Below are 21100 nucleotides of genomic sequence, written 5' to 3' on the forward strand. Positions count from 1 at the left end.
TTGTTAAAGTACGCCTGCCTGGATCACCTCAGGCTTTTCCGTAAAAGGCTTAATGCCCAGGGTCGGGTACACCTCAGTCGGGAAATAGAACACCCCGCCGCGGGACACCAGGCTGATGGTCTTAATGTCCTTGAAGTTCTCGATGGGGTTGCCGGGCACCACAAAAAAGTCGGCCAGTTTGCCGGGCTCGATACTGCCTCTGTCCTCATGGCCCAGGTATCTGGCCATATCATAGCTGCCCAGCTTCAGCAGTTCGGCCGGTGAATAACCCAGTTGCTGGTACAGCTCCAGCTCCCGGTGCAGGTTAAAAGCGCCGCCCAAATCTGTGCCGGGCAGCAGCAAAATGCCCCGCTCCTTCATCATTTTCAAAGTCGTCAGGATCTGCTCGTAGGCGCCGCGGTAGGCTTCATCCTGCTCGGGGCCGGCGATCTTGGCCAGGGATACCTTGGCGGCGCGCTGGGCACCCGGGGGCATATGCCCGATGTAATCCGTGACGCCGGCGCGGGTTTCGCCGTTGCGGGACAGTAGCAGGTATTCGTGGATGGCCAGGGTGGGATCGATGGCGACATTGTTTTTAACCATCAGATCCAGGGTTTCGCTGACCTTGTCACTGGTCAGGTCCAGCTTAGGCAGCCTGTCCAGGGCCGTAAGGCGCAGCAGGGTGCGGGTATCTTCATCCGGTGCCAGCACCCAGCCCAGCATCACCTGGTTGATATGGGTCATCTCATCAAACCCGGCCTTGATCATGGCATTGGCATTGGAGAACGCCGGCACATGGCCGGTGACCCGCATGCCCAGGCGCTTGGCCTCTTCGGCAATGGCCGGGGCCCACTCTCCTTTTATGCTGTTATAGAGCTTGACCCCGTCAAAGCCATGTTCTTTGTAGGTGTGTACCGCCGCTATGGCCTGCTGCTGGTTTTCCACCAGGATACCGTTGTTATTATTGGACGGGCTCTTGCCCTCGATCATGCCATAGCGGGTTACACGGGGACCGGCCAGCACACCGCTGTCGATCTTGGCTTTGAGCTCGGCCAGCACTTCCAGGGCATTGCCCATATCCCGCACCGACGTGACCCCGGCCAGTACATTCATCAGGCCGTCGTCATCGCCGGTATGGCTGTGCATTTCATACAGGCCCGGCACCAGGGTGCCGCCGGCGCCATCGATGACGGTCTCGCCCTGCTGACTGGCCTCCAGTGGCTCAATGGCGGCAATACGGTCCCCCTCCACCAGCACCGATACAGGCTCTGACAGACTCAGACTCTGTGGCTGGAACACCCGCACGTCACGGATACGCACCGGTCCCTTATACTGGTGAGCAAACTCGGCCTGAATGGACTCGAAGCGTTCGGTTGAGTATTTGGCCGATAGCTGGCGGAGTCGCGCTTCCTCGCCTTCAAAGCCTTCGCGGATCACAATAAAGCGCGGGGTGATATAGGCAAAAAACTGCTGCTGGTCGTCCAGGATCAGATAATCCGGATCCAGGTCAGCCCCGGACAGGGCATAGGTGCTAAGCGACAGCTTGCCCCCCGGCCCCGCGACGTCAAGGATTTCCAGTTGATTCAGGGTCAGGGTGCCGGCAGGCAACGCCGCCATGGCCTGTCCGTCTGTCTGCAATAACGCCCTGGCATGGATATAGGCTTTGTAGGGACTGCTGTTTTGTGGCACATAAAGCGCGGGCTCTTCCAGGCTGGCTTCACCCGGGCCGGTGGCGTCCCGCCAAACGGCCTGGCCGGCGTTGATTTGCATCTGTTCCTCAACCGGGTTGCCGAAGGTGGTGTTGCCGCTGACGGTCCAGCTTTGCGGTATACCCTGGGCGCTCAGGCTGATTTGTTCTTTCGCTGCCGGGCCGCGGCCATTACTCTTGAAATCATAATCCACCTGAATCTCACTGCCCTGATGGACGGCGTGCAGGTGGCCCACCACATTGCCGTTCAGCATGACCTTATAGCGGTGCTCTTGCGCCGAACCAGCCTGGCTCTGTGCGGTTTCAACTGATTCGGGCGGCTGTGAGCAGCCAAACAACAGGCCGAGCAAGGCCCCCAGGATAATATTACGCATTGCACACTCCGAAATGAACAGGAATACCTGTTTTCAGGCCCCCGGCGGCACATCGGCGGCGCAGGAAACTGTGAGGTAAAAAGTCAGTCTATAGCGATAGTTGCTGCGCTGACAACCACCGCCGTCGCACCGCCCTGCAACTGAACGGACTGGCCAGGGTTTAAGCCGCTGCGAGCTCCTAAAACAGTTGCTTACAATTTCCTACACCCCTATACATCTTTACTGCGGCCTTCTTACAGATATTTGCCCCGTCCCCGCGCACAATCTCCGCCACACATTCAAGGAGACCATTATGTTAAAAACCACACTTTCCACTGTACTTGCCTTCTTTGTTGCCGGGCCGGTTCTGGCTGAGACCCAGCACTCCCCTCATTCAGTGGGTCTGGTATTGGGTTCCGGCGGCGCCGAGTACAAGAATTCCGATGAAGACGGGAACGGCGTCGATCATCTGTACCTCTACTACCACTACAGTCTCAACGAGCAGTTCGGACTCGAGGCAGGATTGTTGGGCGGTACTGAAGGCAGTGACTGGGATTGCCATGATGATGACAGGGACCACCTGGTTTGCCGTAACAACCGCAAACCGATCTTCGGTTTGGACGCGGAAGATCTGGAATACAGAAGCTTGGTGGCGGCCGCAACCGCCCAGTTTCCCCTGAGCCAGCGCAACAGCCTGTACGGTAAACTAGGGGCCCAGTACTATGACTATGAAATCAGCCGGGGCAGCATCAACCTGGCTGATGATTCGGGTCTGGGATTGTACCTGGAAGCGGGCTGGCAATACCGATGGGACAGCGGCTGGGGCATGAACGTGGGCCTTAAGCATCTGCCCATGGGAGACCTGAAAGTCAACAGCGGTAACGTTGGCGTCAGCTATCGTTTCTAAGCCGCCGGTATCAGCCTGACTTTGTTTTTTGCCGGGACAGGTGTCAGTATTTAACCCGCCTAACCCGGCGTTTCAGCTTAATCCGGCTTGTCTGAGTATGGGTCGTTTGCCATAGTGGCCCTCTTATTGTTCCTTCAGATGCCCGTATTATGTCCAGAATCCTAGTCGCCAGCTTATTACTCGGTGCTGCCATGCTGCCCTTCACTGCCACTGCCGCCACCCCCAAGCTCACCCTGGAGGAAGCCAACCGCCTCGCGGCCATGCCGCTGCATTGCCTGCAGGTGGAGTATCCCAATAAGCTGAACCAGGTACTGGCGGATGCCCAGTATCTGAAAGGCCCGAAGATTCTGCATCCCGCCTTTTACGGCTGTTTCGACTGGCATTCCAGCGTGCATGGGCATTGGATGCTGGTGAATCTGCTGCGGCACTTCCCTGACCTCACCGATCAACAGGCCATCCGCCAGGCGCTGCAACAGACTATGACCGAGGAAAATATCCAGGCCGAGGTGGCCTATTTTCATATGCCGCAAAACGGCACTTATGAGCGCACCTACGGCTGGGCCTGGCTGCTGAAACTGGCCGAGGAGCTGCACTTGTGGGACGATCCGCTGGCCCGGCAACTGGAGCAAAACCTGCAGCCGCTGACCAGCCTGATGGTCAGCAAGTACCTGGAATTTCTGCCCAAGCTGATTTACCCCATTCGCACCGGAGAGCATCCCAATACCGGCTTTGGCCTGTCACTGGCCTATGACTATGCTTCGACCACCGGCCACCAGCCGCTTAAGGATATGATTGCCCAGCGCGCCAAAGACTGGTTTGCCAATGACAAGGCTTGTCCCCTTGGCTGGGAGCCCAACGGTTTTGATTTTCTGTCCCCCTGCCTGCAGGAACTGGATGCCATGCGCAAAGTGCTGGACAAAAAAGCCTTCGAGACCTGGCTGGAGGATTTTTTACCCCAACTGGCAGAGAAGGATTTCAGCCTTGACCCCGCCCGGGTCAGCGATCGCAGTGACGGTAAGCTGGTACACCTGGATGGCCTGAATTTCAGCCGCGCCTGGGTGTTGTATGGCCTGGTGGGCGACTTCCCGGAAAAATACGCCCACCTGCAAGCCATCGCCGATGAGCACGTGCGTTATTCCCTGCCTTCCATAGTCGACGATAACTACGAGGGCACTCACTGGCTGGGCAGTTTTGCGGTCTATGCCCTGCAACAGGCCAGGCAACTGGACTGACACCAGACAGCCGGTAATCCAGGGGTTGCCGGCTGTTAGCTTATCAGCGGTGTCAGCTAAATTAGCTCTCTGGTTTTTCTTTGCTTGTTCTTGCTGTATTTACTTTTCAAAGTTGTAAACAACAACACGCCGCCGCTGCACCACATGATGAACAGCACAATGGCCGCCGGCAAAAACACCCAGAGTTTCGCCGCATCGGCAAACCAACTGCCATCGTGAATGGCTTCGATGATATCGGAGCGTCTGTAAGCCACTTGCAGTACGTCACCGCTTGTGGCGTCGATTTGCGCTTCCCATTTGTTGACGGCTAAGACTTTTATCAGGCCCTTATCTGGCCGTACATCCAACCGGTCGATCTGCGTCCAGTCAGACACACTCAACTCCGGGATTGACTGCGCCACGGCCAGGACATGCTCGAAGCTGATGCTGGGTGTGTGTGCCTTACCTTGGTGCGTCGGAGGCTGGATCCAGTCAGACTGCTTTTTTACCTGCAACAGGATACCGCTGACGATGACAATCACAGAGGGGATAAAAATCACCAGGGCTAACCACAGATGAAGCTGGCGACTGAATTGTCGCAATTTGCTGGACACGGCTAATTACCACCCCTGAATCTAAATTCGCCGCGTAGCATAGCGGTTTGCGGGCTAAAGTTCGAATCCCTCATCGCTGCGTCAGTGACGCTGGGCGCATTGGAGGGCCGGTCACTAAAAGAGATAGTCAACTGACAGGTGCAGGTCTCTGCCTTTGGCAAAGGGTGCCAGATCATCGCGAGCGGTGACATACTGCCTGTTGGTCAGATTGGTTAAATTGACCGAAATTTCGAGGCTGTCGCTGAGCTGATAATGGTAACCGGCGTCAATGGTGGTGGCGTCCGCAAGCTGCAACTCCCCCTCTGCCAGCTCATCACTCGACTGCCTGTGCGTCAAGGCAATAAATCCCTGACTTCGCTCGCCAAACGCCGTCAGGGCAAGTCGGTGCTTTGCCGGAGGTATATCGGCAATTCGCTGACCCTGGGGGTTCACCCCCTCTAACCACTGCCCGGAAACATCCAGGTTCCAGTGTAGTTGGCTCAGATTGAACTCGATCCCACCCTGGTAGCTCAGACCCCTTACCCGGGCACTGGCGATATTGCGATAGACAAACTGATCATCGGCCTGGTTAACCCGTTCGATATAATCATTAATATTTTGTTCAAACAGGGTTATCGACAGGCCAACCGCCTTACTCTGATAGATCAGACTGGTCTGGGCATTGATCGCCGTCTCTGTGGTTAAATCGACTGAACCTTTGACGGTGCCTCTGGGTGTGGTGCCGTCATAATAGCGCTCGGTTAAGCTAGGTACACGATAGGCATGACTGAGATAACCCGCCCATTGCCAGTTTGCATTAAGTGTATGTGCATAGCCGATAAACCCACTCAGGTTGGTATCTTCACTGGTGTGTGAGAAGAGGTTGTCATGTTGGTATTGCTGCGCCAGTCTGGCGCCCCCTACCCAGGTGCCCTGCCCTGCTTCGCGGACGAATTCTGAGGCCACAAACGCCTGCCACTGCTGTGCATCCAGGTTGAGTCGTGCAAACGTTTCGTCACCAGCACTGTCCACTTCCCGCTCAAAAACCTTCACTCCGGTTCTTGCATCAATACCAGCACGCCAACTTAGCAGGGTTTGGCCGTATTTAAGTTCGTCATTCAGTTGCAGGCCAAGATCCAGAGCATCGTTACTCACCCTGTTAACGCGTTTGCCCGGGCGATCAACCAGGGTCAGCTGTTTGCTGTCATGCAGATAGAAAGTGGTGTTCAGCCAATCGAATTGTACTTTGCCCAACAGGTGGTCGTTGGCCGGATAGAGGGTAATACGCTTGGCGGGAGCATCACTACTGGCCTTGGCGATATTATTGGCCGAGGAATAAAGCAGCAGGCCTTCACGCAGCTTGCCGGTGTCCATGCGCTTGCGAAGGGCAATACTCTGTTGCTCAAAGCGATCCAGAATCGCATCACCCTTTGCATCCTGACTGTTATTTGCATGGCGATGATTGAGCAGATAGCTGAGGCCTTCATCTGCGACGTTTCCCTGCACCTGCACTTCCCGGTAATCGGCAAGATGCCCATAGCTGTAGGTCAGTGCATGTTGCTGTGGAGTGGCAAGTATCAGATCGATTCCCCCGCCAATGGCCCCGGATCCCAGTTGGGTCGATGCAGCGCCCTGGGTGATATATGCCTGGCTGATAAAGGCAGGGGGGATAAATTCGACAGCGGTACCGGCGCGTCTTTCCGTATAAATGGGGACCCCTTCGACCAGAGTCTGGATACGCCAGCGGGCAAAGCCGCGAATATTGACGGTTTGGAACAGGCCCCCCTGCCCATTGAGGTTGACCAAAGGGGATTGCTCCAGCAACGTCGCCAAGCTGTCGGCACTGAAGCTGGTTTCATCTATGGCCTTTTGCTCTGGCAAGACTTTTGACACAGACCTTTGGTAATGAGGCGCTTGCTCAGTGACCTCTATGCGATCATCCAGAAACTCCGCTGACGCCAAGGGGACCACAAGAAAACTACTGACAAGGAAAAATCTTAACTGCATAACAATCATAAAGTGGGTTGTTTACTGCCCTGAAGTTACTGGGCTTTCCAGCCGTTATCCGGCCCGGCACAAGCTAAACCAGTGATGCCTGTTTTGCGCTGGAAATCAGCTAAGCATGCCAATTAATCAGATGAGTTCACACAAGGTATCGGTGGACTTCTGTTATCTTCCGTTGCTGGATGATAAAAATTCTCTAACTGTCTGTAGATACTAATAATTACCCTGCTTGAGGAATGACATGAAGACCTTACTCAAAACCGCTTTTGCGGCGTCGTTAGTGCTGTCCTGCGCGCAAGTGCTGGCACAGGACAAAGAAGATGACGCTGCCGATAAGCCCCTGTTCAGCAGCAAAACCTTTGAAGCCATGGAGCTTCGTAACATCGGTCCGGCCTATATGTCAGGCCGTATTGCTGATATCGAAGTGGATCAAAAGGATCCCTCCACCTGGTACGTTGCCGTTGGATCCGGCGGCATCTGGAAAACAGAAAACGCAGGTACCACCTGGACCCCGGTTTTTGATAAGCAGGCGGTGTATTCCACTGGCGACGTCACTATTGACCCGAACAACTCCGACATAATCTGGGTGGGAACAGGAGAAAATAACGGCGGTCGTCATATTGGCTTTGGTGATGGCGTATACAAATCCATAGATGGCGGCAAAAACTGGCAGAACATGGGGCTGAAAAAGTCAGAGCATATTTCAGACATCCTTGTTCATCCTCAAGACTCGGATACAGTGTGGGTGGCTGCCCAGGGTCCATTGTGGACCGGTGGCGGCGAGCGCGGGTTATACAAAACAACCGATGGCGGTGAAAACTGGGAACTGGTGCTCAAGACTGCAGACGAGTGGACAGGCGTCACATCGCTGCTGATGGATCCGCGCAATCCAGACAAACTTTACGCGGCCACCTGGTCCCGCCAGAGAAAGATTGAAGCCTATGTAGGAACAGGACCGGGCGCCGGCATCCATACCTCAGACGATGGGGGGAAAACCTGGACGAAACTCAAAACCGGGTTACCAGAGGGTAATTTAGGCAAGATCGGCATGGCCATCTCTCCCACTAACCCCGATGTGTTGTATGCCACCATAGAAACTGACAACCGCAAAGGGGGCTTCTATCGTTCGGCCAACCGGGGGGCGAGCTGGGAAAAAATGTCTGACGAAGTCGGTGGCGGCACCGGCCCCCATTACTATCAGGAAATCTTTGCCGATCAACACCAGTTCGACCGTGTCTATATTGCCAGCAACTACAGCAAAGTGTCTGATGACGGAGGCAAAACCTGGACCCCCATTAATAACAAACGTAAACACGTGGATGACCATGCAATGGCTTTCCACCCCACCGATCCGGACTTTGTCCTGATCGGCTCGGACGGCGGCATTTACATGTCTCACGATCGCATGCAGAACTGGCGCTTTATGGCAAACCTGCCACTTGCCCAGTTTTATAAAGTCGCACTCGATGATGCCCAACCCTTTTACACCGTATATGGAGGGACTCAGGACAACTCCACCCAGGGCGGGCCGTCCCGCACTGACCGCACAGAGGGCATTAAAAACAAAGATTGGTTCCTGACCTTAGGGGGTGACGGGCATCAACCAGCCACTGAACCGGGCAACCCCGATATACTCTATTCACAATGGCAGCAAGGTAACCTGAACCGCCATGACCGCTCCACAGGTGAGAATGTGTATATCAAACCACAACCCCGCCCTGGTGAACCGGCTGAACGTTTCAACTGGGATGCCCCTATCAACGTCTCTGCGCACGATCCGAAACGCTTGTATTTTGCCTCACAACGGGTCTGGCGTTCCGATGATCGGGGAGACAGCTGGATGCCAGTTTCAGGCGATCTGACCAAAAATGGCAATCGCATGCACACGCCAATGATGGGCCGCACCTGGTCAGTGGAAGCAGGCTGGGATCTGTATGCCATGTCAGAATTTCATACCATCGCCAATTTTGCCGAAAGCCCAGTTGACGAAAACATTCTGTGGGTTGGCACCGACGACGGGCTGATCCAGGTCACCACCGACGGCGGCAAAAACTGGAAAAAAATTGACCTGGGTAAAGTCAAAGGCGTGCCTGCAACGGCCTACGTCAACGACATTCGCGCTGACCTGTTCGATCCCAACACTGTCTATGTGGCGCTGGATAACCACAAATACGGCGACTTTAAGCCTTACCTCATCAAATCAACCGATCTGGGTAAGAAGTGGACGTCTTTGGCAGAAGATCTGCCCGACCAGCACCTGGTATGGCGAATCGTTCAGGACCATGTCAATAAAGACCTGCTGTTTATCGGTACTGAATTTGGCGTGTTTTTTACCGTTGATGGCGGTAAAAAATGGTTGGAGCTCAGTGGCGGCATCCCCACCATCTCTACCCGCGATGTGCAAATCCAGCGTCGTGAAAACGACCTGGTGGCGGGCACATTCGGGCGCGGCATTTACATCCTGGATGACTATGCCCCGCTGCGTCAGTTGACCGAAAAAGCCATGGAAAACGAGGCCCTGTTATTTGCCCCGAGTCGACCGGTCAAATGGTTCCGACTGGACGACAATCACAGCGAAACAGACGGCGATGATCGTTTCGCGGCGAAAAATCCAGAGCACGGCGCCACCCTCACCTATTTCCTCAGGGAAAGCTTGTTGACAGCCAAAGAGCAGCGTCAGGAGGCTGAGAAGAAAATGGTCAAAGAGGAAAAGTATCCCAGGTATCCGAGCTGGGAAGCCATTGAGGCGGAAAACCAGGAAGCCAAACCGGCCGTTTACATTGAAATCACCGATCCATCAGGCAGATTCGTCAATCGTGTGGAAGGAAAAACCAAAAAAGGTATCCACCGCATTACCTGGGATATGACCTACGCGAAACTGAGCGCTGTCACAAACGCAGAGGAAGATTCCTCGCCCTGGCACCCGATGGGTAAAGGCTTGATGGCGGCGCCAGGCCAATATACCGCCACACTCTACAAACGTGAGGGTAGCAAGATTTCGCAACTCACTGAGCCGGTGCAGTTTGAATTGCAACCGATTTACCAGGGGACGTTACCTGGGTTAACCCAGCAGGAAGTACTGCAGTTTGGCAAAGATATCGTCGCTGCAGAGAGACGTTCTTCAGCTATCACGCAAGTACTGAAAGAGTTGGAAGAGAAAATGAAAGCGATCCGCACTGCGCTTAATCGCACACCCGGCGACATTGCCGCACTGGAAAAACAGTACGCCGATATCCAAAGTGAATTGAATGGGATTAACTTTGAACTCAATGGTCTGGAGTCAAGAGAACGGATGGGCATTAAGCCGGCCAATGTCTCCAGCAGATTGAACTATGCCATGTCTGCCCTGCGCTCCTCTTACGGTCCGACCAAGCAGCACCGCGAACAGTTCGATTACGCCCTGGAAGGACTCAATGCGATCAGCAAACGCGTGCTGGCCGTGCAGGAAAAGGCCATTCCAAATCTGCAAAAGGCGATAGTGGAGGCCAACGGTCCCTGGACCATGGGTACACCGGTGATGACCGAGTAAACCTTAACCCTTACCTGCAAACCAAACGGCACCTCAATAAAGGTGCCGTTTTTTTTAATTGCGAAGGTTTAGTGCGCCGAAGTTAAAACGGCCACAGAGACCTGTGGCGACTCAGTAAAGCTTATGGGGTGAAATTACGCTGAGTGGCCCACACAGATGCAACCGGCTGCTTAAGGCTCTGCAGACGGTGCCGAACAGAAGGTCAAGGGTGCCTGCGCAGGCACCCAACTGAGGCAGGTTTGTGTCATGGCGTTTCCAACCGCCCTGCCAGGTACCTCTCCCTGGAACTCCCCGGGTACTCATGGCTTGGAAAAGGCGCACAGGCCTTGTCCAGTAACGCATAGGCCCTTTCCAGTATGCCTGACACTGTGGCTTGCAAAGCCGCATCGGGTTGCCCCGCTGTCAACTCCTCAATAATGGCAATAGCCAGCTCCTTATCGACAATTTCTTCCACCCGGCCGGTTTGGGTGCAAAGCCCGTAGGTGCCCTGTAGAAAATGCCGCCATTCCTGGGAAATATGGCCGCAAAGCTGCTGATTAAAGCACCGGCTTGATGTGTTAAACCCTTGCTTGCGCCGTTGCCCAAGTTGATTCTCATATATTTGCGCAAAGATCCCAAAAGCCTGCTCGGCATCGGCGACTTTTGTCAGCAAACGCAGCCATGACAATGTGTACCTGGCATGGAACAACAATTGTTGGGTCTCCCGGTGTTCGACCAGCACAGAATGACAGACCAGGCTCAGATCTAACCGGTAAGAAGCCTGAGGCGCCATGCCGCGCTTCTGCCATTGCCGCAATTGGTCTTGGCTACAACCCGCGCCGGCCAGTAACTGTTCCTCCGTCAGATAGCGACGTTGCAGATACTCAAGCAGGCTCATGACCATTCTCGCCGCGATGCGCAGCCTGGCTGTCGAACGGGGCTTGAGAGCGCTCCTGCATGCTGTAATCACGTTGGATCCTGGCCACCCGCAGACGGTAACGGGCAAACAATCCGTTACGCCCCTGAGCCTGCGCCAGGCGGTGGGACGGCAGATTTCGCCAGGCCGCTACGGCCTGCTCGTCACGCCAGAAAGACAAGGATAAGTAATGTCCCGGCTGGCTGAGGCTTGCAAAACGTTCCACTGAGATAAAACCATCCACTGTGCTCAATTCAGCTTTGAGTTGCTCTGCCAGGGCCAGATAGTCGTCCATGCATCCCGGATTGGGCGCCAGTTCAAAGATAACGGCCAGCATGGCTGTGCTCTCCTGTGGCTAAAAGCTTTAAATAGCTTTGGGGTTCGGCCTGCAAAAAGGTCCGATACTCTTGCAGAATAAAACGCTCTTTCTGCGCAAAGGTAAAATTGGCCCGGGCTTCGCTGTTCTGCATCAGGCGCTGTCGATAGGCCTCGTAATCGGCCAGGCTGTCAAAGCTCACCAGTCCCCAGCCTTCGCAATTGGTGCCTTCATGGGGAAGAAAATAGCCGAGCAGCCTGCCGCCACAGGCAGGGATAATATCCGCCCACTTTTCGGCGTAGTGGCGAAACGCTTCCAGCTTGAAGGGGTCGAGTTGATAACGAATAAAGCAGGTCAGGGTCATGGCTTGTCTCCTTATGGGTTTTGCGGCAGTCTAGCTTACTGAAAACTTAATGCTTCGATGGGCATCGAACTATGCAAACCGGATCACCTTCCCTGCCCCAGGTAGCCGCGCTGATAGGCGAGCCCGCCCGGGCCAGCATGCTCACGGCTTTGATGGCCGGCAAGGCCCTGACAGCTACCGAGCTGGCGCTGGCGGCGGACATAAGTTGCCAAACGGCCAGCAGCCATCTGGCCAAGCTGGTCGGCGCCGGGCTGCTGCAGGTGCTCAAGCAAGGCCGGCATAAATATTTTCGCCTGCGGGACGGTCAGGTGGCCGGATTGATTGAAACCATGCTGAACCTGTCCATCAGCCTGCTGCCGGTTAATATCCGCACCGGCCCGCCGGATCCGGCGCTTCGCCGCGCGCGCATCTGCTATGACCACCTGGCCGGCGAACTGGGCGTCAGGCTTTATCAGGGGCTGCAGCAGGCCGAATTCATTGACGAACGGGACGCCCAGGCCAGTGTTACCGAAAAGGGCAAAGCGTTTTTTCAGGAAAAGGGTTGTGATCTCAGCGCACTTGAACGGCGAAAACGGCCCCTGTGCAGGGCGTGCCTGGACTGGAGTGAGCGTAGCCACCACCTGGCCGGCAGCCTGGGACAGTGGCTGCTGGAAGACATACTGACCCGCGACTGGGCCAGACGCCAGCCGGACTCCAGGGTGGTCCTCTTAAGCCCGACCGGTGAGAAGGCCCTGTACCGCAATTATCCCCTGGCAAAGCAGTAGCCACTCGGGCGGCTGGCTTCAGCGGGCTTAGCGATCCTTACAGCCAGAGGCCCCGTTATTATCTGTTGGTTAGGTGTTTGGAGGCTTCCCTGACGGTAAGCCCCGAAAAGCGCACTCTATTGTTCTGCAGGTATTCCTGCACCACCTTTGGAGCCCACTTCGCATAATCGCGCAAAGCCCAGCCGATGGCCTTGCGGATAAAAAATTCCTGCTCGTCCGCCAGTTGTTCTGCATAAATGCATAACAGGCCAAAGTCGGTTTGTCCCCGCCAGCCCAACTGGTGCAGCATAGCGGCACGGCGCACCCAGAAGCTGTGGTGACTGACCCAGGCGTCCATCCATGCTGCGCTGTCTGTGGGGGCATGGCGTTTCAGCACCTTGCTGATAACCATGGCCAGACCGTCCACTGTCTCCCACCAGGGTCGTTCCAGCATCAGGGCCTCAATGGCGGCCAAATCCCGCAATGACAACAGCTTGTACTGCCTGCGCAACATATCCACCGCCGTATAACAAAACTCACGCTGGGGCTGGTTCCAAAGCAGTTGAGCCGCCTGCAGTAACTCCCCGGCGCTGAGCCATTTATGTCCGGCCAGGGGCTTGACTGCCTCACGGCGCACCGGTGAAGACAACCCCAGAAAGTCAAATTTCCCCCTCAGGTAGGCTTTCATGCTTTCGGCTCTGGATGCATCGGCCAGTGGCCTTAAAGCCTTTTCCACAATAAGGGCATAATCTTGAGGGTTCATGGCATTGAGCACCGGATTGACAGACCGCCAGTGTCGGGCAAATGACCGGCAATGTCATCTTTCCCTCATGCCTGCACCCGGCTTATGGATATGAAGGACGCAGCCACGACTGGGCAGCCTGAAGTCATCGCCTGGACAGAGGATGGCGAGGTGCATCCGGCGGATCTTGCCGCTCCTGGCAGGATCTCAGTGTGATAATGCAAAGATACCGGGCCTGCTTCTACGACTAATGTCTAAGCCCGTCATTAACTGTTTGACTGGGCAGCCATACCCTTTACGCCAATAATGAGCTGAAGTAGAAGTAAAGGCTGAAAACGGGGGCTCTATTATGATTCGAAGCCTGACACCAGTGGCGCCGGTGGCGCTCGTAACCCTTCTCTGTATGGGCCTGGCATTATGGCTGATACCAGACCAAGTGGTGCGGTTTTTGGTGCTGGCGGTAATTGTGCTTGCAGCCCTGGCGGTGGCCCATGGAGATAGCCCGGCATCGCCGTTACCGGCCGAAAGCCAACCAACGCAAGGCAAGCTCGACGACACCCTGCATCAACTGGCGCGTAATTCAGGTGTCAATGCCATCTCCACCGCCGAGTTGAGCTTCGCCATAACCAATCTGCATGAGGTCTTGGCCAATACGGTGGAGAGGCTGGAGCAAGTGGCGCAAAGTTCTGATGCGGTCAATAAACGGGCACAGGACATTCATCATTTCACCGGCGACGTGGCAGAGGCAGGCGAACAGACCCGCCTGATCAGCGGCCAGGGCCAGCAGCAGGTACAGTTGCTTTCGCGCGATATCGCCGATGTGGTCCTGGCCAGTCGCCAGGCAGAACAGACGATAGCAGGGTTGCGCGATAAGGCTGAAAAAATCCGCAGCGTGACCAATGTTATCCAGAGCATTGCCGACCAGACCAACCTGTTGGCCCTGAATGCGGCTATCGAGTCGGCAAGGGCCGGGGAACATGGCCGCGGATTTGCAGTGGTGGCAGACGAAGTGCGCACCCTGGCCCTGCGCACCTCCACGGCCACGGTGGAAGTAGGCGAATTGGTTGAAGCCATCCACCGGGAAACACAACAGGCGGCGGGGATGATTCACAGTCTGGCCGAGCAGGTTGATCGCCAATCTGACACCAGCCAAATGGTGGCGGACCAGCTAGGGCAGATCGCTAACCACGCCGAGGCTGTGGATCAACAGCTTAAGAATATCGCCAGCAGTCTGGGGGAAAACCAGCAGGATCTGGCGCAAAACACCCTGCTGCTGGATTCCCTGACCGGGGATCTGAGTTCACAGCAAAAGCAGATGAAGCAGCTTACCGAACGTGCGCAGCGCCTGGAGAGTCAGGCTGAACAATTGCTGGCCCTGCTGGTCACCTCGGACGATACTTCTGCCCATCGCAGGATTTACAGCATCGCCGAACAGACCGCCCGGCGGATAGGGCAGCGTCTGGAACAGGCCCTCTCCCAGGGCGAGCTGACCGAAGCACAGCTATTTTGCAGGGACTACAAACCCGTCAAGGGAATTGTCCTGACCAAGTTCGAGACCCCCTATTCGGCATTTTTTGATCGCATACTTCCCGAATACCAGGAACAGGCTTTGAGCAGTGAAAGCCATACTGTCTACGCCATTGCCACCGATCCGAACGGATACGTTGCCAGGCACAACAACGGCTTTAACCAGCCGCTGACCGGCGATGTCAAAAAGGATATGCTGGGTAACAGATCCCGCCGCATATTTGATGACAAAACCGGCCTGCGTTGCGGTGCCCATACCCAGCCCCTGTTGCTGCAAACCTATAAACGCGATACAGGGGAGGTCATGCATGATCTCTCTGTCCCCCTGTATGTCAACAACAAGCATTGGGGCGGGTTTCGCATCGGGTACCGGCCGCTGGACTAACCCCGTTTAAGCAGAACTTAAAGGCTTGGACTACCCTGTGCCTCTGTCAGCGGCCGCACATACTCGAGCAGGCTGACCAGGGTCCTGCCCGGCTCCTCCCAGGGGACCATATGGGCTGAGCGTTCGAACCACACGGCTTTCTTGTAGGGGGCTTCTACCTGCTCCAGCCACTCGGCAGTCGGCTGGGACGGGGTGGTGTAATCGTGGCGGCCCATAAACATCACCACGGGAATCGGAAAGGCTTCAACCGGCTTGAAATCCACCTGCAAAAATTCCGGCAATACCCTGCCCAGGGTAAACAAGCTGCCTTTGTTGATGGCGCAGATATCCTGTGCGGAATATTCAGGGGACAGTCTGGGTGCCCCGTAATAATATTTGGATTCTGCCCGAAAAGCCGTCAGGCCGCCGTAGAACTGGGCCCATTTTCTGGCCTTGATGATACGCTCGCGGGTGATGGGCTGATCGCCGGGATAAGGGGCGATGGACTGCAATTCCTCCAGCGCCGGCTGGTTATCATGCAATGTGGCCTGCTGAACCGCATAGTCGAAGCTGACCTCCTCGTTGACCCGGGTATTGATGACCTGGCCTATGCCCACATAGGCATGGAACAAGTCCGGCCGTTCCAGCGCCGCCTGCATGCCGACAATAGTACCCCAGCTATGCCCCATCAATATCAGCTTTTGCTTGTGATACTTGCTGCGGACGTGCTCTGCAATACTGATTGCATCCTGAACATAGGTGGCAATATGAATAGAATCGCTGATTTCGGCCTCCTCGGCTTCATTATAGGTTTTGCCCGCCCCGCGCTGATCCCAGGTCACCATGGTGAAATACTCCTCCAGCGGACGCTGGAACTGCCACAAGCTGGGGGTCAGGGGTGAGGCGGGACCACCATGTACAAACAGGATAATAGGGTTGTCTTTGTCCTGTCCCCGCACGTTCAGCCACTGCTCAACCCCGCCTACCTTAAGCTTGTATGACGCCTGGACACCATTGGGGGCTTCGATACGCCCCAGATCGGCAATAACCTCTCTGGCTTTTTGATAGGCATCGATATCCGGGCATTGGTCGGCCCGGGCTATCTGGCAAACTGACAAGCCGAGGGTAATAATCAGTGCGATAGTTTTCATTATTTTCTCCTTGCATCACATCACAGTCCGTACCGCAAAGATCGGGCCAATTGCCAACGCCCGTCAGACAGGCGATCCCGACTTGTCCCATTAAGCCACCACTGTTTAACTCACTAATAATTGGTGAGTCTTACCAGCCACCGGCCAGGTTTGCCTGAAACTCAGGGGTTGACCTGAACCTTGGTTGAGCTATTACCCTGCCTGCTGTTTCAATTACAGGGGTAGGGTTTTGCTAAAAATAGGCATAGTGTATTTCTCCCATACCGGAACCACGGACAAACTGGCCAGGGCCATTGTGCGTGGAATTGCTGCGGTGGGAAGCTTCAGTTTGGTGAGTCACAGGATCAGCGCAGATGAGATAGTTCGTGGCCGTTATACTAACTTGGACTTGCTGGAGGATCTGGCCGGTTGTGAAGCCGTTGTGTTCGGTTCGCCCACTTATATGGGCAATGCTTCGGCGCAGTTCAAAGCCTTCGCCGATGCCACCAGCGAAATTTGGACCGGACAGCGCTGGGCGGACAAGCTGGCGGCGGGTTTTACCTGCGGCGGCGCCCCCAACGGTGATCAGAGCAGTACGTTACAGTACTTTGCCACTCTGGCCAGTCAGCACGGTATGCTGTGGCTGGGTCTGGATTCGGCTTATGGGTATGACGGGCGGGGCATCAATCGCCTCGGCAGTCAGTTAGGGGTCACAGCCTGGACAGCAAACGGCGAGGTGGACCCGGCAGATCTTCTCACCGCCCAATACCTGGGTACGCGGGTGGCCCGGCAGGTCCTCGGACTTAGGGGAGAATATGCGCCTGCTGCCGAGCCATCTGTTTGGCAGGAAACGGCCAGCTGAGGCTTAATACCAATAGGATTAATCCGGCGGGGGCTAGGCGTAAATGGCCGGCTGTGGCCCCGCCAGCAAACTGGCTGCCAGACTGACCTCATTGATATCCAGATGATCCTTGAAACTATCAGCCTGCTGATTTTGTTCCTGCAGCCAGAAATTCTCTATCTGCTCTGGCAGTTGCCAGACGGATTCCGGCCAATCGGGTTCGATTCCCTGCTCTTTCAGCCAGGCCAAGTGCCCCTGTACACACCTCAGCCCCAGCGACAGCCCGCACTCGCGAAAAGCCAACCGGTAACGGGCCGCTTCGCCTGAATCGAAATGTGTCAGGAAATTCACCAGGCCCGGCGTGATGGCTCTAAGCAATCGGTCAGGCTTGATGGACTCAGGTAAGTCAATGGAGAGGTAAAGCCTGGTGGCACGCAGTAGATCCAGCATCAGGCCGCCAATACCCAAAGCATCGTCTGTATCCCAGCTTGCCTGACTGCAAAGACCTTCGAGCCTGGCCAGATAGGTCGGCAGGTCCGGCAACGCCAACTGACTTTGCTGGCTGGCGTCCAGGGCCACCAGCAGGCCGCCGAGAGGATCATGGGGACTCATGGTCGGCACCAGCGGGCGGGACAGATCCACACTCATTTTCCAGCTCAGGATCAGGCCATTGGGTAGCTCGCGAATAAACTTCTTGCCAGCCAGACTCAACTCCAACGCCCAGTCGGCCAGGGTTTTGCTATCCAGCGTCTGGCTGGCTTTGAGCAGGGCGGCAATCCAGCGGGTGTGATAGTGGTAGTATTGACCATCCCTGTCCCATTCCAGGCGCGCATCATAGGGTTCACCCTCCTGACGCTCGGGTAACGGCTTGCCTATGCGAAGGCCGCCGGCGGTGGGATGGTCAGGGGCCAACTCATCCGGTAACCCGCTGATCCAGCCCCGCCTGTCATCCTGTGCAGCGTATCGGCCAAGATGATGATGCACTTGCCTGACCAGCCGTCGGGCCTGCCCGGTAAATTTTTCTTCCTGCTCCAGCTGGGCCATCGCCAGCAGGTTCAAAAGCGCCAGGGCATCGGTCCAGAGATAGCGTCTTGCCACATTCCCGACCTCTGATTCGTCTGCTGTCTCCGACAGGCCGGTGCGCCCGGCAAACCCATTCATCAGATCTTTGGCCAGCTTGAGTCTTATATCACTTACGGTGCTGTTCATATTCACTCCTGTTGCGCTTGTCCGGTCATGGGCACAAAGCGCACCATGGACAGCACTTTTTCACTGAAATCCTGTTCGGATAGTCGCTCAACCAGCACAAGTTCCTGTGACAGTGTGCCCACAGGAGCGACCAGCCTACCGCCTGTTTTCAACTGCTGTTTCAGGGATTGCGGCACTTTGGGCGGGGCGGCGGTAAGTTCAATAACATCGAAAGGGGCCTGCTCAGGCCAACCCTGGTAGCCGTCGCCGAAACGGATATGAATATTGTCATACTCTGTTTGGGCCAGGTTGATCTTCGCCAACTCGGCCAGCCATTCTATGATTTCGATGGAATACACCTCTTTGGCCAGGCGGGACAGGATAGCGGCGTTATAGCCACAGCCGGTACCTATTTCCAGAACCTTGTCGTCGGCTTTGATATCCAGCACCTGGGCCATGTAGGCGACGATATAAGGCTGGCTGACGGTTTGTGACTTACCGATGGGCAACGGACTGTCCTCATAGGCATGATTCTGCAGATCGTCCGGCACAAACAGACGCCTGTCGACCTCTTCCATGGCTGCGAGCACCCGTTTATCCTGGATGTCCCGGCCTTGCAGATCCTGCTCTATCATCATTGCTTTGCTGTACATGGGGAGCCCTCCTGGCTGTTACATTGGCAGCCGCCCACCGCTGGTGGAATCCTACTGTTCAGGCCCCGGCTGACCGGGTCAGGGAATGTCGAAAGGCCTGAATGTCATATCAGGCGGCTTTACTGTCGGAATATGTTCGGCGTTTGCTGTAACTATAGTTACCCGCGACGGGAAGGGGCAAGAGGGAAGATAGTTCTGGCCAGGCGCCCTCAGTACCGGGCGATATAGCGGTAGCTGGCCAGTTGCTGGTTGACCTTCTGTGGGCCGTCTTGGTGCTGATTCCTGCGCTCGTTAGCTTCCTTCAGAAGATCCTGCATGGCCTGCTCCAGGGCGGCCAGCTTGTCATCCAGGGCTTGCAACTGCTGCTGCCCCTTGGCATCCAGTGGCCCCTGCTGTTGCAGGGCTTGTTTTTCCTTTTCAATCTGCTCCATCTTCTCCTTGATCTCATCCAGCTTCTCTTTATCGATGCCAAGCCGGTTGGCCAGCATCTGCTCAAACATTTTCTGTACAAAAGACTCGGCACTGGTCTGGGTCTGCTGCTGCCCTTGCTGATTTTGCTTGCCGTCCGTGTTCTGTGCGTTGGCCGCGGCGGCAGTATCTTGCCGCGGCCCGTGAACGGCAGGAAGCGCTTCTGCCGTCTGCTGCGGCTGAGCCGGCAGCGGATACCGCCGGCCGGTAAGATTTGAGATATCCATGAAATCCTCCTCTGACAATCTTTCCATTAACAGAGCAAATTACAGGCCAGCCGCCAGTCGCTGGAAAAAATAAGACCCGGCCACTGCCACTGGGCACAAATTGTTCAGGTCTTATCCGCTTTCTTGTGGCACCCTTTACATCAACCAAAACAAAAAGGAATTCCTATGTTGGAATATAAATTCAGCCAGGTTGGCCTGGATAGGATGACACCCAATGTATCTCTGCCGGGTAAAGCCCGGCACTTTCCCCTGACACTGCTCATCCTGCTGATGGGGATGGCTTCTGCTTGTCAGGCACAGGAGCGGCAACTGATTGCCCATCCCTTTTACCTCTTTGATCTGGGGGAACACCTGAGTGCCGATGTGCAGTTGGGAGACCTGGACAGGGACGGGGATCTGGATGTGGTGGTGGCCAATGGCAGGCACTGGGCAGAAGCCGATTTAATATTCTTCAACTTGGGTAACGGCAAGCTGCCCAGCGCTGTGCCGCTGCCCACCCCCCAGGCATCAAGTTATACGGTCCAGTTGGGTGATCTGAACCACGACGGCACCCTGGATGCTGTGGTGATATATGATTATCTGGATCCCAGCATATTGCTTGGAAATGGTACGGGTGGTTTTGCTCCAGCACAAACTCTCCCCGGTGGTGCCGGCAGAGCCAGAGGGGCACTGCTGGAAGATATCAATGGCGATACACATCTGGATCTGGTCATAGCCAGAAGGCGTGAAGCCGACCTTTACTTTCTTGGTGATGGTCTGGGCGGATTCAGCGAAGCCAGGCTGTTTGGTGATCCGAATGGATCCTCCACTGCCGTGACCGCCGCCGATCTGGATGGTGACCAAGACATAGATTTGGTTTTTGCGCGCCGGGACGGCCAATCAAGCGTCATCGCCCTGAATGACGGCCGGGGAGTATTCCAGGAACAACCCTTACCACAGAGTATTGCCGATACCCGCAAGGTGGTGACAGGCGATATCAACCACGACGGACATATAGATGTGGTCCTGGGGGTGGTGGCCGGTGCAAATTTAATATACCTGGGTGATGGAAAGGGCGGCTTTGAGCTGGCTGGCAGCTTTGGCCCCAAAGACGGACGAACCTATGCGCTGGCCGCCGCCGATCTTGATCTGGACGGAGACCTGGATCTTGTCGAAGGCAACGACGAACAGCCCAATGCAGTGTATTTCAATACAGGAGCAGGCCTGTCATTTGTCCGTATCCAACTGGGCGAAGAAAGCGATGAAACCTATGGGGTGGCATTGGGCGATATGGATGGCGACGGCTATCCGGACGCAGTGTTTGCCAATTCATCTGCGCCTAATCAGGTGTATCTCAATCGTCCGGTCAAAAAGTAATA

Annotated in this window: 19 protein-coding genes; 8 read left to right on the plus strand and 11 right to left on the minus strand. The window is 55.6% G+C overall.

Features of this window, described 5'->3' with window-relative positions; all coding sequences use genetic code 11:
• Nucleotides 1–3: 3 nt before the first annotated feature.
• The gene (locus tag J0A66_RS18175) at nt 4–2061 is read right to left on the minus strand and encodes an amidohydrolase family protein (protein ID WP_206575276.1); all 2058 of its coding nucleotides are present in this window, start codon (nt 2059–2061) and stop codon (nt 4–6) included.
• Nucleotides 2062–2353: 292 nt separating this feature from the next.
• Between J0A66_RS18175 and J0A66_RS18180 the strand changes: the two genes are divergently transcribed.
• Both J0A66_RS18180 and J0A66_RS18185 read left to right on the plus strand, forming a co-directional pair.
• Complete coding sequence (locus J0A66_RS18180; protein WP_206575277.1) at nt 2354–2947, plus strand: porin family protein; 594 nt, start codon at nt 2354–2356, stop codon at nt 2945–2947.
• Nucleotides 2948–3096: 149 nt separating this feature from the next.
• Entirely contained in the window at nt 3097–4179 is a 1083-nt protein-coding gene (locus J0A66_RS18185; RefSeq protein ID WP_206575278.1) for a DUF2891 domain-containing protein, read from the plus strand.
• A 56-nt stretch (nt 4180–4235) separates the two neighbouring features.
• Here the strand turns inward: J0A66_RS18185 and J0A66_RS18190 are convergent, their stop codons facing one another.
• A complete protein-coding gene (locus tag J0A66_RS18190) occupies nt 4236–4772 on the minus strand; it encodes a PepSY domain-containing protein (RefSeq protein ID WP_206575279.1) in 537 nt (178 codons plus the stop codon).
• Nucleotides 4773–4886: 114 nt separating this feature from the next.
• A complete protein-coding gene (locus J0A66_RS18195; RefSeq protein ID WP_206575280.1) occupies nt 4887–6644 on the minus strand; it encodes a TonB-dependent receptor domain-containing protein in 1758 nt (585 codons plus the stop codon).
• A gap of 352 nt (nt 6645–6996) precedes the next feature.
• Between J0A66_RS18195 and J0A66_RS18200 the strand changes: the two genes are divergently transcribed.
• Complete coding sequence (locus tag J0A66_RS18200; protein ID WP_206575281.1) at nt 6997–10284, plus strand: WD40/YVTN/BNR-like repeat-containing protein; 3288 nt, start codon at nt 6997–6999, stop codon at nt 10282–10284.
• A 244-nt stretch (nt 10285–10528) separates the two neighbouring features.
• Here the strand turns inward: J0A66_RS18200 and J0A66_RS18205 are convergent, their stop codons facing one another.
• The 3 genes from J0A66_RS18205 to J0A66_RS18215 are packed head-to-tail and all read right to left on the minus strand — an operon-like array spanning nt 10529 to nt 11859.
• Nucleotides 10529–11161 (minus strand): DUF6058 family natural product biosynthesis protein, encoded by a 633-nt coding sequence (locus J0A66_RS18205; protein ID WP_206575282.1) that lies wholly within the window; start codon nt 11159–11161, stop codon nt 10529–10531.
• The gene (locus J0A66_RS18210; protein WP_206575283.1) at nt 11148–11516 is read right to left on the minus strand and encodes an antibiotic biosynthesis monooxygenase family protein; all 369 of its coding nucleotides are present in this window, start codon (nt 11514–11516) and stop codon (nt 11148–11150) included. Before J0A66_RS18210 ends, J0A66_RS18205 begins: the two co-directional genes overlap by 14 nt.
• Nucleotides 11497–11859, minus strand: a complete 363-nt coding sequence (locus tag J0A66_RS18215; protein WP_206575284.1) for an NIPSNAP family protein — start codon at nt 11857–11859, stop codon at nt 11497–11499. Before J0A66_RS18215 ends, J0A66_RS18210 begins: the two co-directional genes overlap by 20 nt.
• Nucleotides 11860–11930: 71 nt before the next feature.
• On the opposite strand from J0A66_RS18215, the gene J0A66_RS18220 reads away from it, so the two are divergent.
• Nucleotides 11931–12623, plus strand: coding sequence for an ArsR/SmtB family transcription factor (locus tag J0A66_RS18220; protein WP_206575285.1), 693 nt, complete (start codon nt 11931–11933; stop codon nt 12621–12623).
• 58 nt (nt 12624–12681) lie between these two features.
• On the opposite strand, the gene J0A66_RS18225 is transcribed toward J0A66_RS18220, so the two are convergent.
• The gene (locus tag J0A66_RS18225) at nt 12682–13365 is read right to left on the minus strand and encodes a DNA alkylation repair protein (RefSeq protein WP_206575286.1); all 684 of its coding nucleotides are present in this window, start codon (nt 13363–13365) and stop codon (nt 12682–12684) included.
• 51 nt (nt 13366–13416) lie between these two features.
• Between J0A66_RS18225 and J0A66_RS18230 the strand changes: the two genes are divergently transcribed.
• Nucleotides 13417–13560: a hypothetical protein gene (locus tag J0A66_RS18230; RefSeq protein WP_206575287.1), complete on the plus strand. Its 144-nt coding sequence runs from the start codon at nt 13417–13419 to the stop codon at nt 13558–13560.
• 133 nt (nt 13561–13693) lie between these two features.
• Nucleotides 13694–15256 (plus strand): methyl-accepting chemotaxis protein, encoded by a 1563-nt coding sequence (locus J0A66_RS18235; protein WP_206575288.1) that lies wholly within the window; start codon nt 13694–13696, stop codon nt 15254–15256.
• Between the two features lie 17 nt (nt 15257–15273).
• On the opposite strand, the gene J0A66_RS18240 is transcribed toward J0A66_RS18235, so the two are convergent.
• The gene (locus tag J0A66_RS18240; RefSeq protein WP_206575289.1) at nt 15274–16386 is read right to left on the minus strand and encodes an alpha/beta fold hydrolase; all 1113 of its coding nucleotides are present in this window, start codon (nt 16384–16386) and stop codon (nt 15274–15276) included.
• A 229-nt stretch (nt 16387–16615) separates the two neighbouring features.
• On the opposite strand from J0A66_RS18240, the gene J0A66_RS18245 reads away from it, so the two are divergent.
• The gene (locus J0A66_RS18245; RefSeq protein ID WP_206575290.1) at nt 16616–17227 is read left to right on the plus strand and encodes a flavodoxin family protein; all 612 of its coding nucleotides are present in this window, start codon (nt 16616–16618) and stop codon (nt 17225–17227) included.
• A gap of 33 nt (nt 17228–17260) precedes the next feature.
• On the opposite strand, the gene J0A66_RS18250 is transcribed toward J0A66_RS18245, so the two are convergent.
• The 3 genes from J0A66_RS18250 to J0A66_RS18260 form a co-directional block, all read right to left on the minus strand.
• On the minus strand, nt 17261–18415 hold the full coding sequence (locus J0A66_RS18250; RefSeq protein WP_206575291.1) for a hypothetical protein: 1155 nt from the start codon (nt 18413–18415) through the stop codon (nt 17261–17263).
• A gap of 2 nt (nt 18416–18417) precedes the next feature.
• Nucleotides 18418–19047, minus strand: coding sequence for a protein-L-isoaspartate(D-aspartate) O-methyltransferase (locus tag J0A66_RS18255; protein ID WP_206575292.1), 630 nt, complete (start codon nt 19045–19047; stop codon nt 18418–18420).
• A gap of 209 nt (nt 19048–19256) precedes the next feature.
• Entirely contained in the window at nt 19257–19742 is a 486-nt protein-coding gene (locus tag J0A66_RS18260) for a hypothetical protein (protein ID WP_206575293.1), read from the minus strand.
• Between the two features lie 165 nt (nt 19743–19907).
• Between J0A66_RS18260 and J0A66_RS18265 the strand changes: the two genes are divergently transcribed.
• Nucleotides 19908–21098 carry an FG-GAP repeat domain-containing protein gene (locus J0A66_RS18265; RefSeq protein WP_206575294.1) on the plus strand — a complete coding sequence of 397 codons (1191 nt, stop codon included), beginning with the start codon at nt 19908–19910 and terminating at the stop codon, nt 21096–21098.
• Nucleotides 21099–21100: the final 2 nt, after the last annotated feature.

This window comes from Bowmanella dokdonensis (assembly GCF_017254865.1).
Taxonomy (GTDB): domain Bacteria; phylum Pseudomonadota; class Gammaproteobacteria; order Enterobacterales; family Alteromonadaceae; genus Bowmanella; species Bowmanella dokdonensis.

Coding starts and splice junctions, on each gene's coding strand:
- J0A66_RS18185 (WP_206575278.1), top strand. CDS start 3,097: ATGTCCAGAATCCTAGTCGCCAGCTTATTACTCGGTGCTGCCATGCTG.
- J0A66_RS18255 (WP_206575292.1), bottom strand. CDS start 19,047: ATGTACAGCAAAGCAATGATGATAGAGCAGGATCTGCAAGGCCGGGAC.
- J0A66_RS18175 (WP_206575276.1), bottom strand. CDS start 2,061: ATGCGTAATATTATCCTGGGGGCCTTGCTCGGCCTGTTGTTTGGCTGC.
- J0A66_RS18180 (WP_206575277.1), top strand. CDS start 2,354: ATGTTAAAAACCACACTTTCCACTGTACTTGCCTTCTTTGTTGCCGGG.
- J0A66_RS18230 (WP_206575287.1), top strand. CDS start 13,417: ATGTCATCTTTCCCTCATGCCTGCACCCGGCTTATGGATATGAAGGAC.
- J0A66_RS18235 (WP_206575288.1), top strand. CDS start 13,694: ATGATTCGAAGCCTGACACCAGTGGCGCCGGTGGCGCTCGTAACCCTT.
- J0A66_RS18250 (WP_206575291.1), bottom strand. CDS start 18,415: ATGAACAGCACCGTAAGTGATATAAGACTCAAGCTGGCCAAAGATCTG.
- J0A66_RS18205 (WP_206575282.1), bottom strand. CDS start 11,161: ATGAGCCTGCTTGAGTATCTGCAACGTCGCTATCTGACGGAGGAACAG.
- J0A66_RS18200 (WP_206575281.1), top strand. CDS start 6,997: ATGAAGACCTTACTCAAAACCGCTTTTGCGGCGTCGTTAGTGCTGTCC.
- J0A66_RS18225 (WP_206575286.1), bottom strand. CDS start 13,365: ATGAACCCTCAAGATTATGCCCTTATTGTGGAAAAGGCTTTAAGGCCA.
- J0A66_RS18240 (WP_206575289.1), bottom strand. CDS start 16,386: ATGAAAACTATCGCACTGATTATTACCCTCGGCTTGTCAGTTTGCCAG.
- J0A66_RS18215 (WP_206575284.1), bottom strand. CDS start 11,859: ATGACCCTGACCTGCTTTATTCGTTATCAACTCGACCCCTTCAAGCTG.
- J0A66_RS18210 (WP_206575283.1), bottom strand. CDS start 11,516: ATGCTGGCCGTTATCTTTGAACTGGCGCCCAATCCGGGATGCATGGAC.
- J0A66_RS18220 (WP_206575285.1), top strand. CDS start 11,931: ATGCAAACCGGATCACCTTCCCTGCCCCAGGTAGCCGCGCTGATAGGC.
- J0A66_RS18260 (WP_206575293.1), bottom strand. CDS start 19,742: ATGGATATCTCAAATCTTACCGGCCGGCGGTATCCGCTGCCGGCTCAG.
- J0A66_RS18265 (WP_206575294.1), top strand. CDS start 19,908: ATGTTGGAATATAAATTCAGCCAGGTTGGCCTGGATAGGATGACACCC.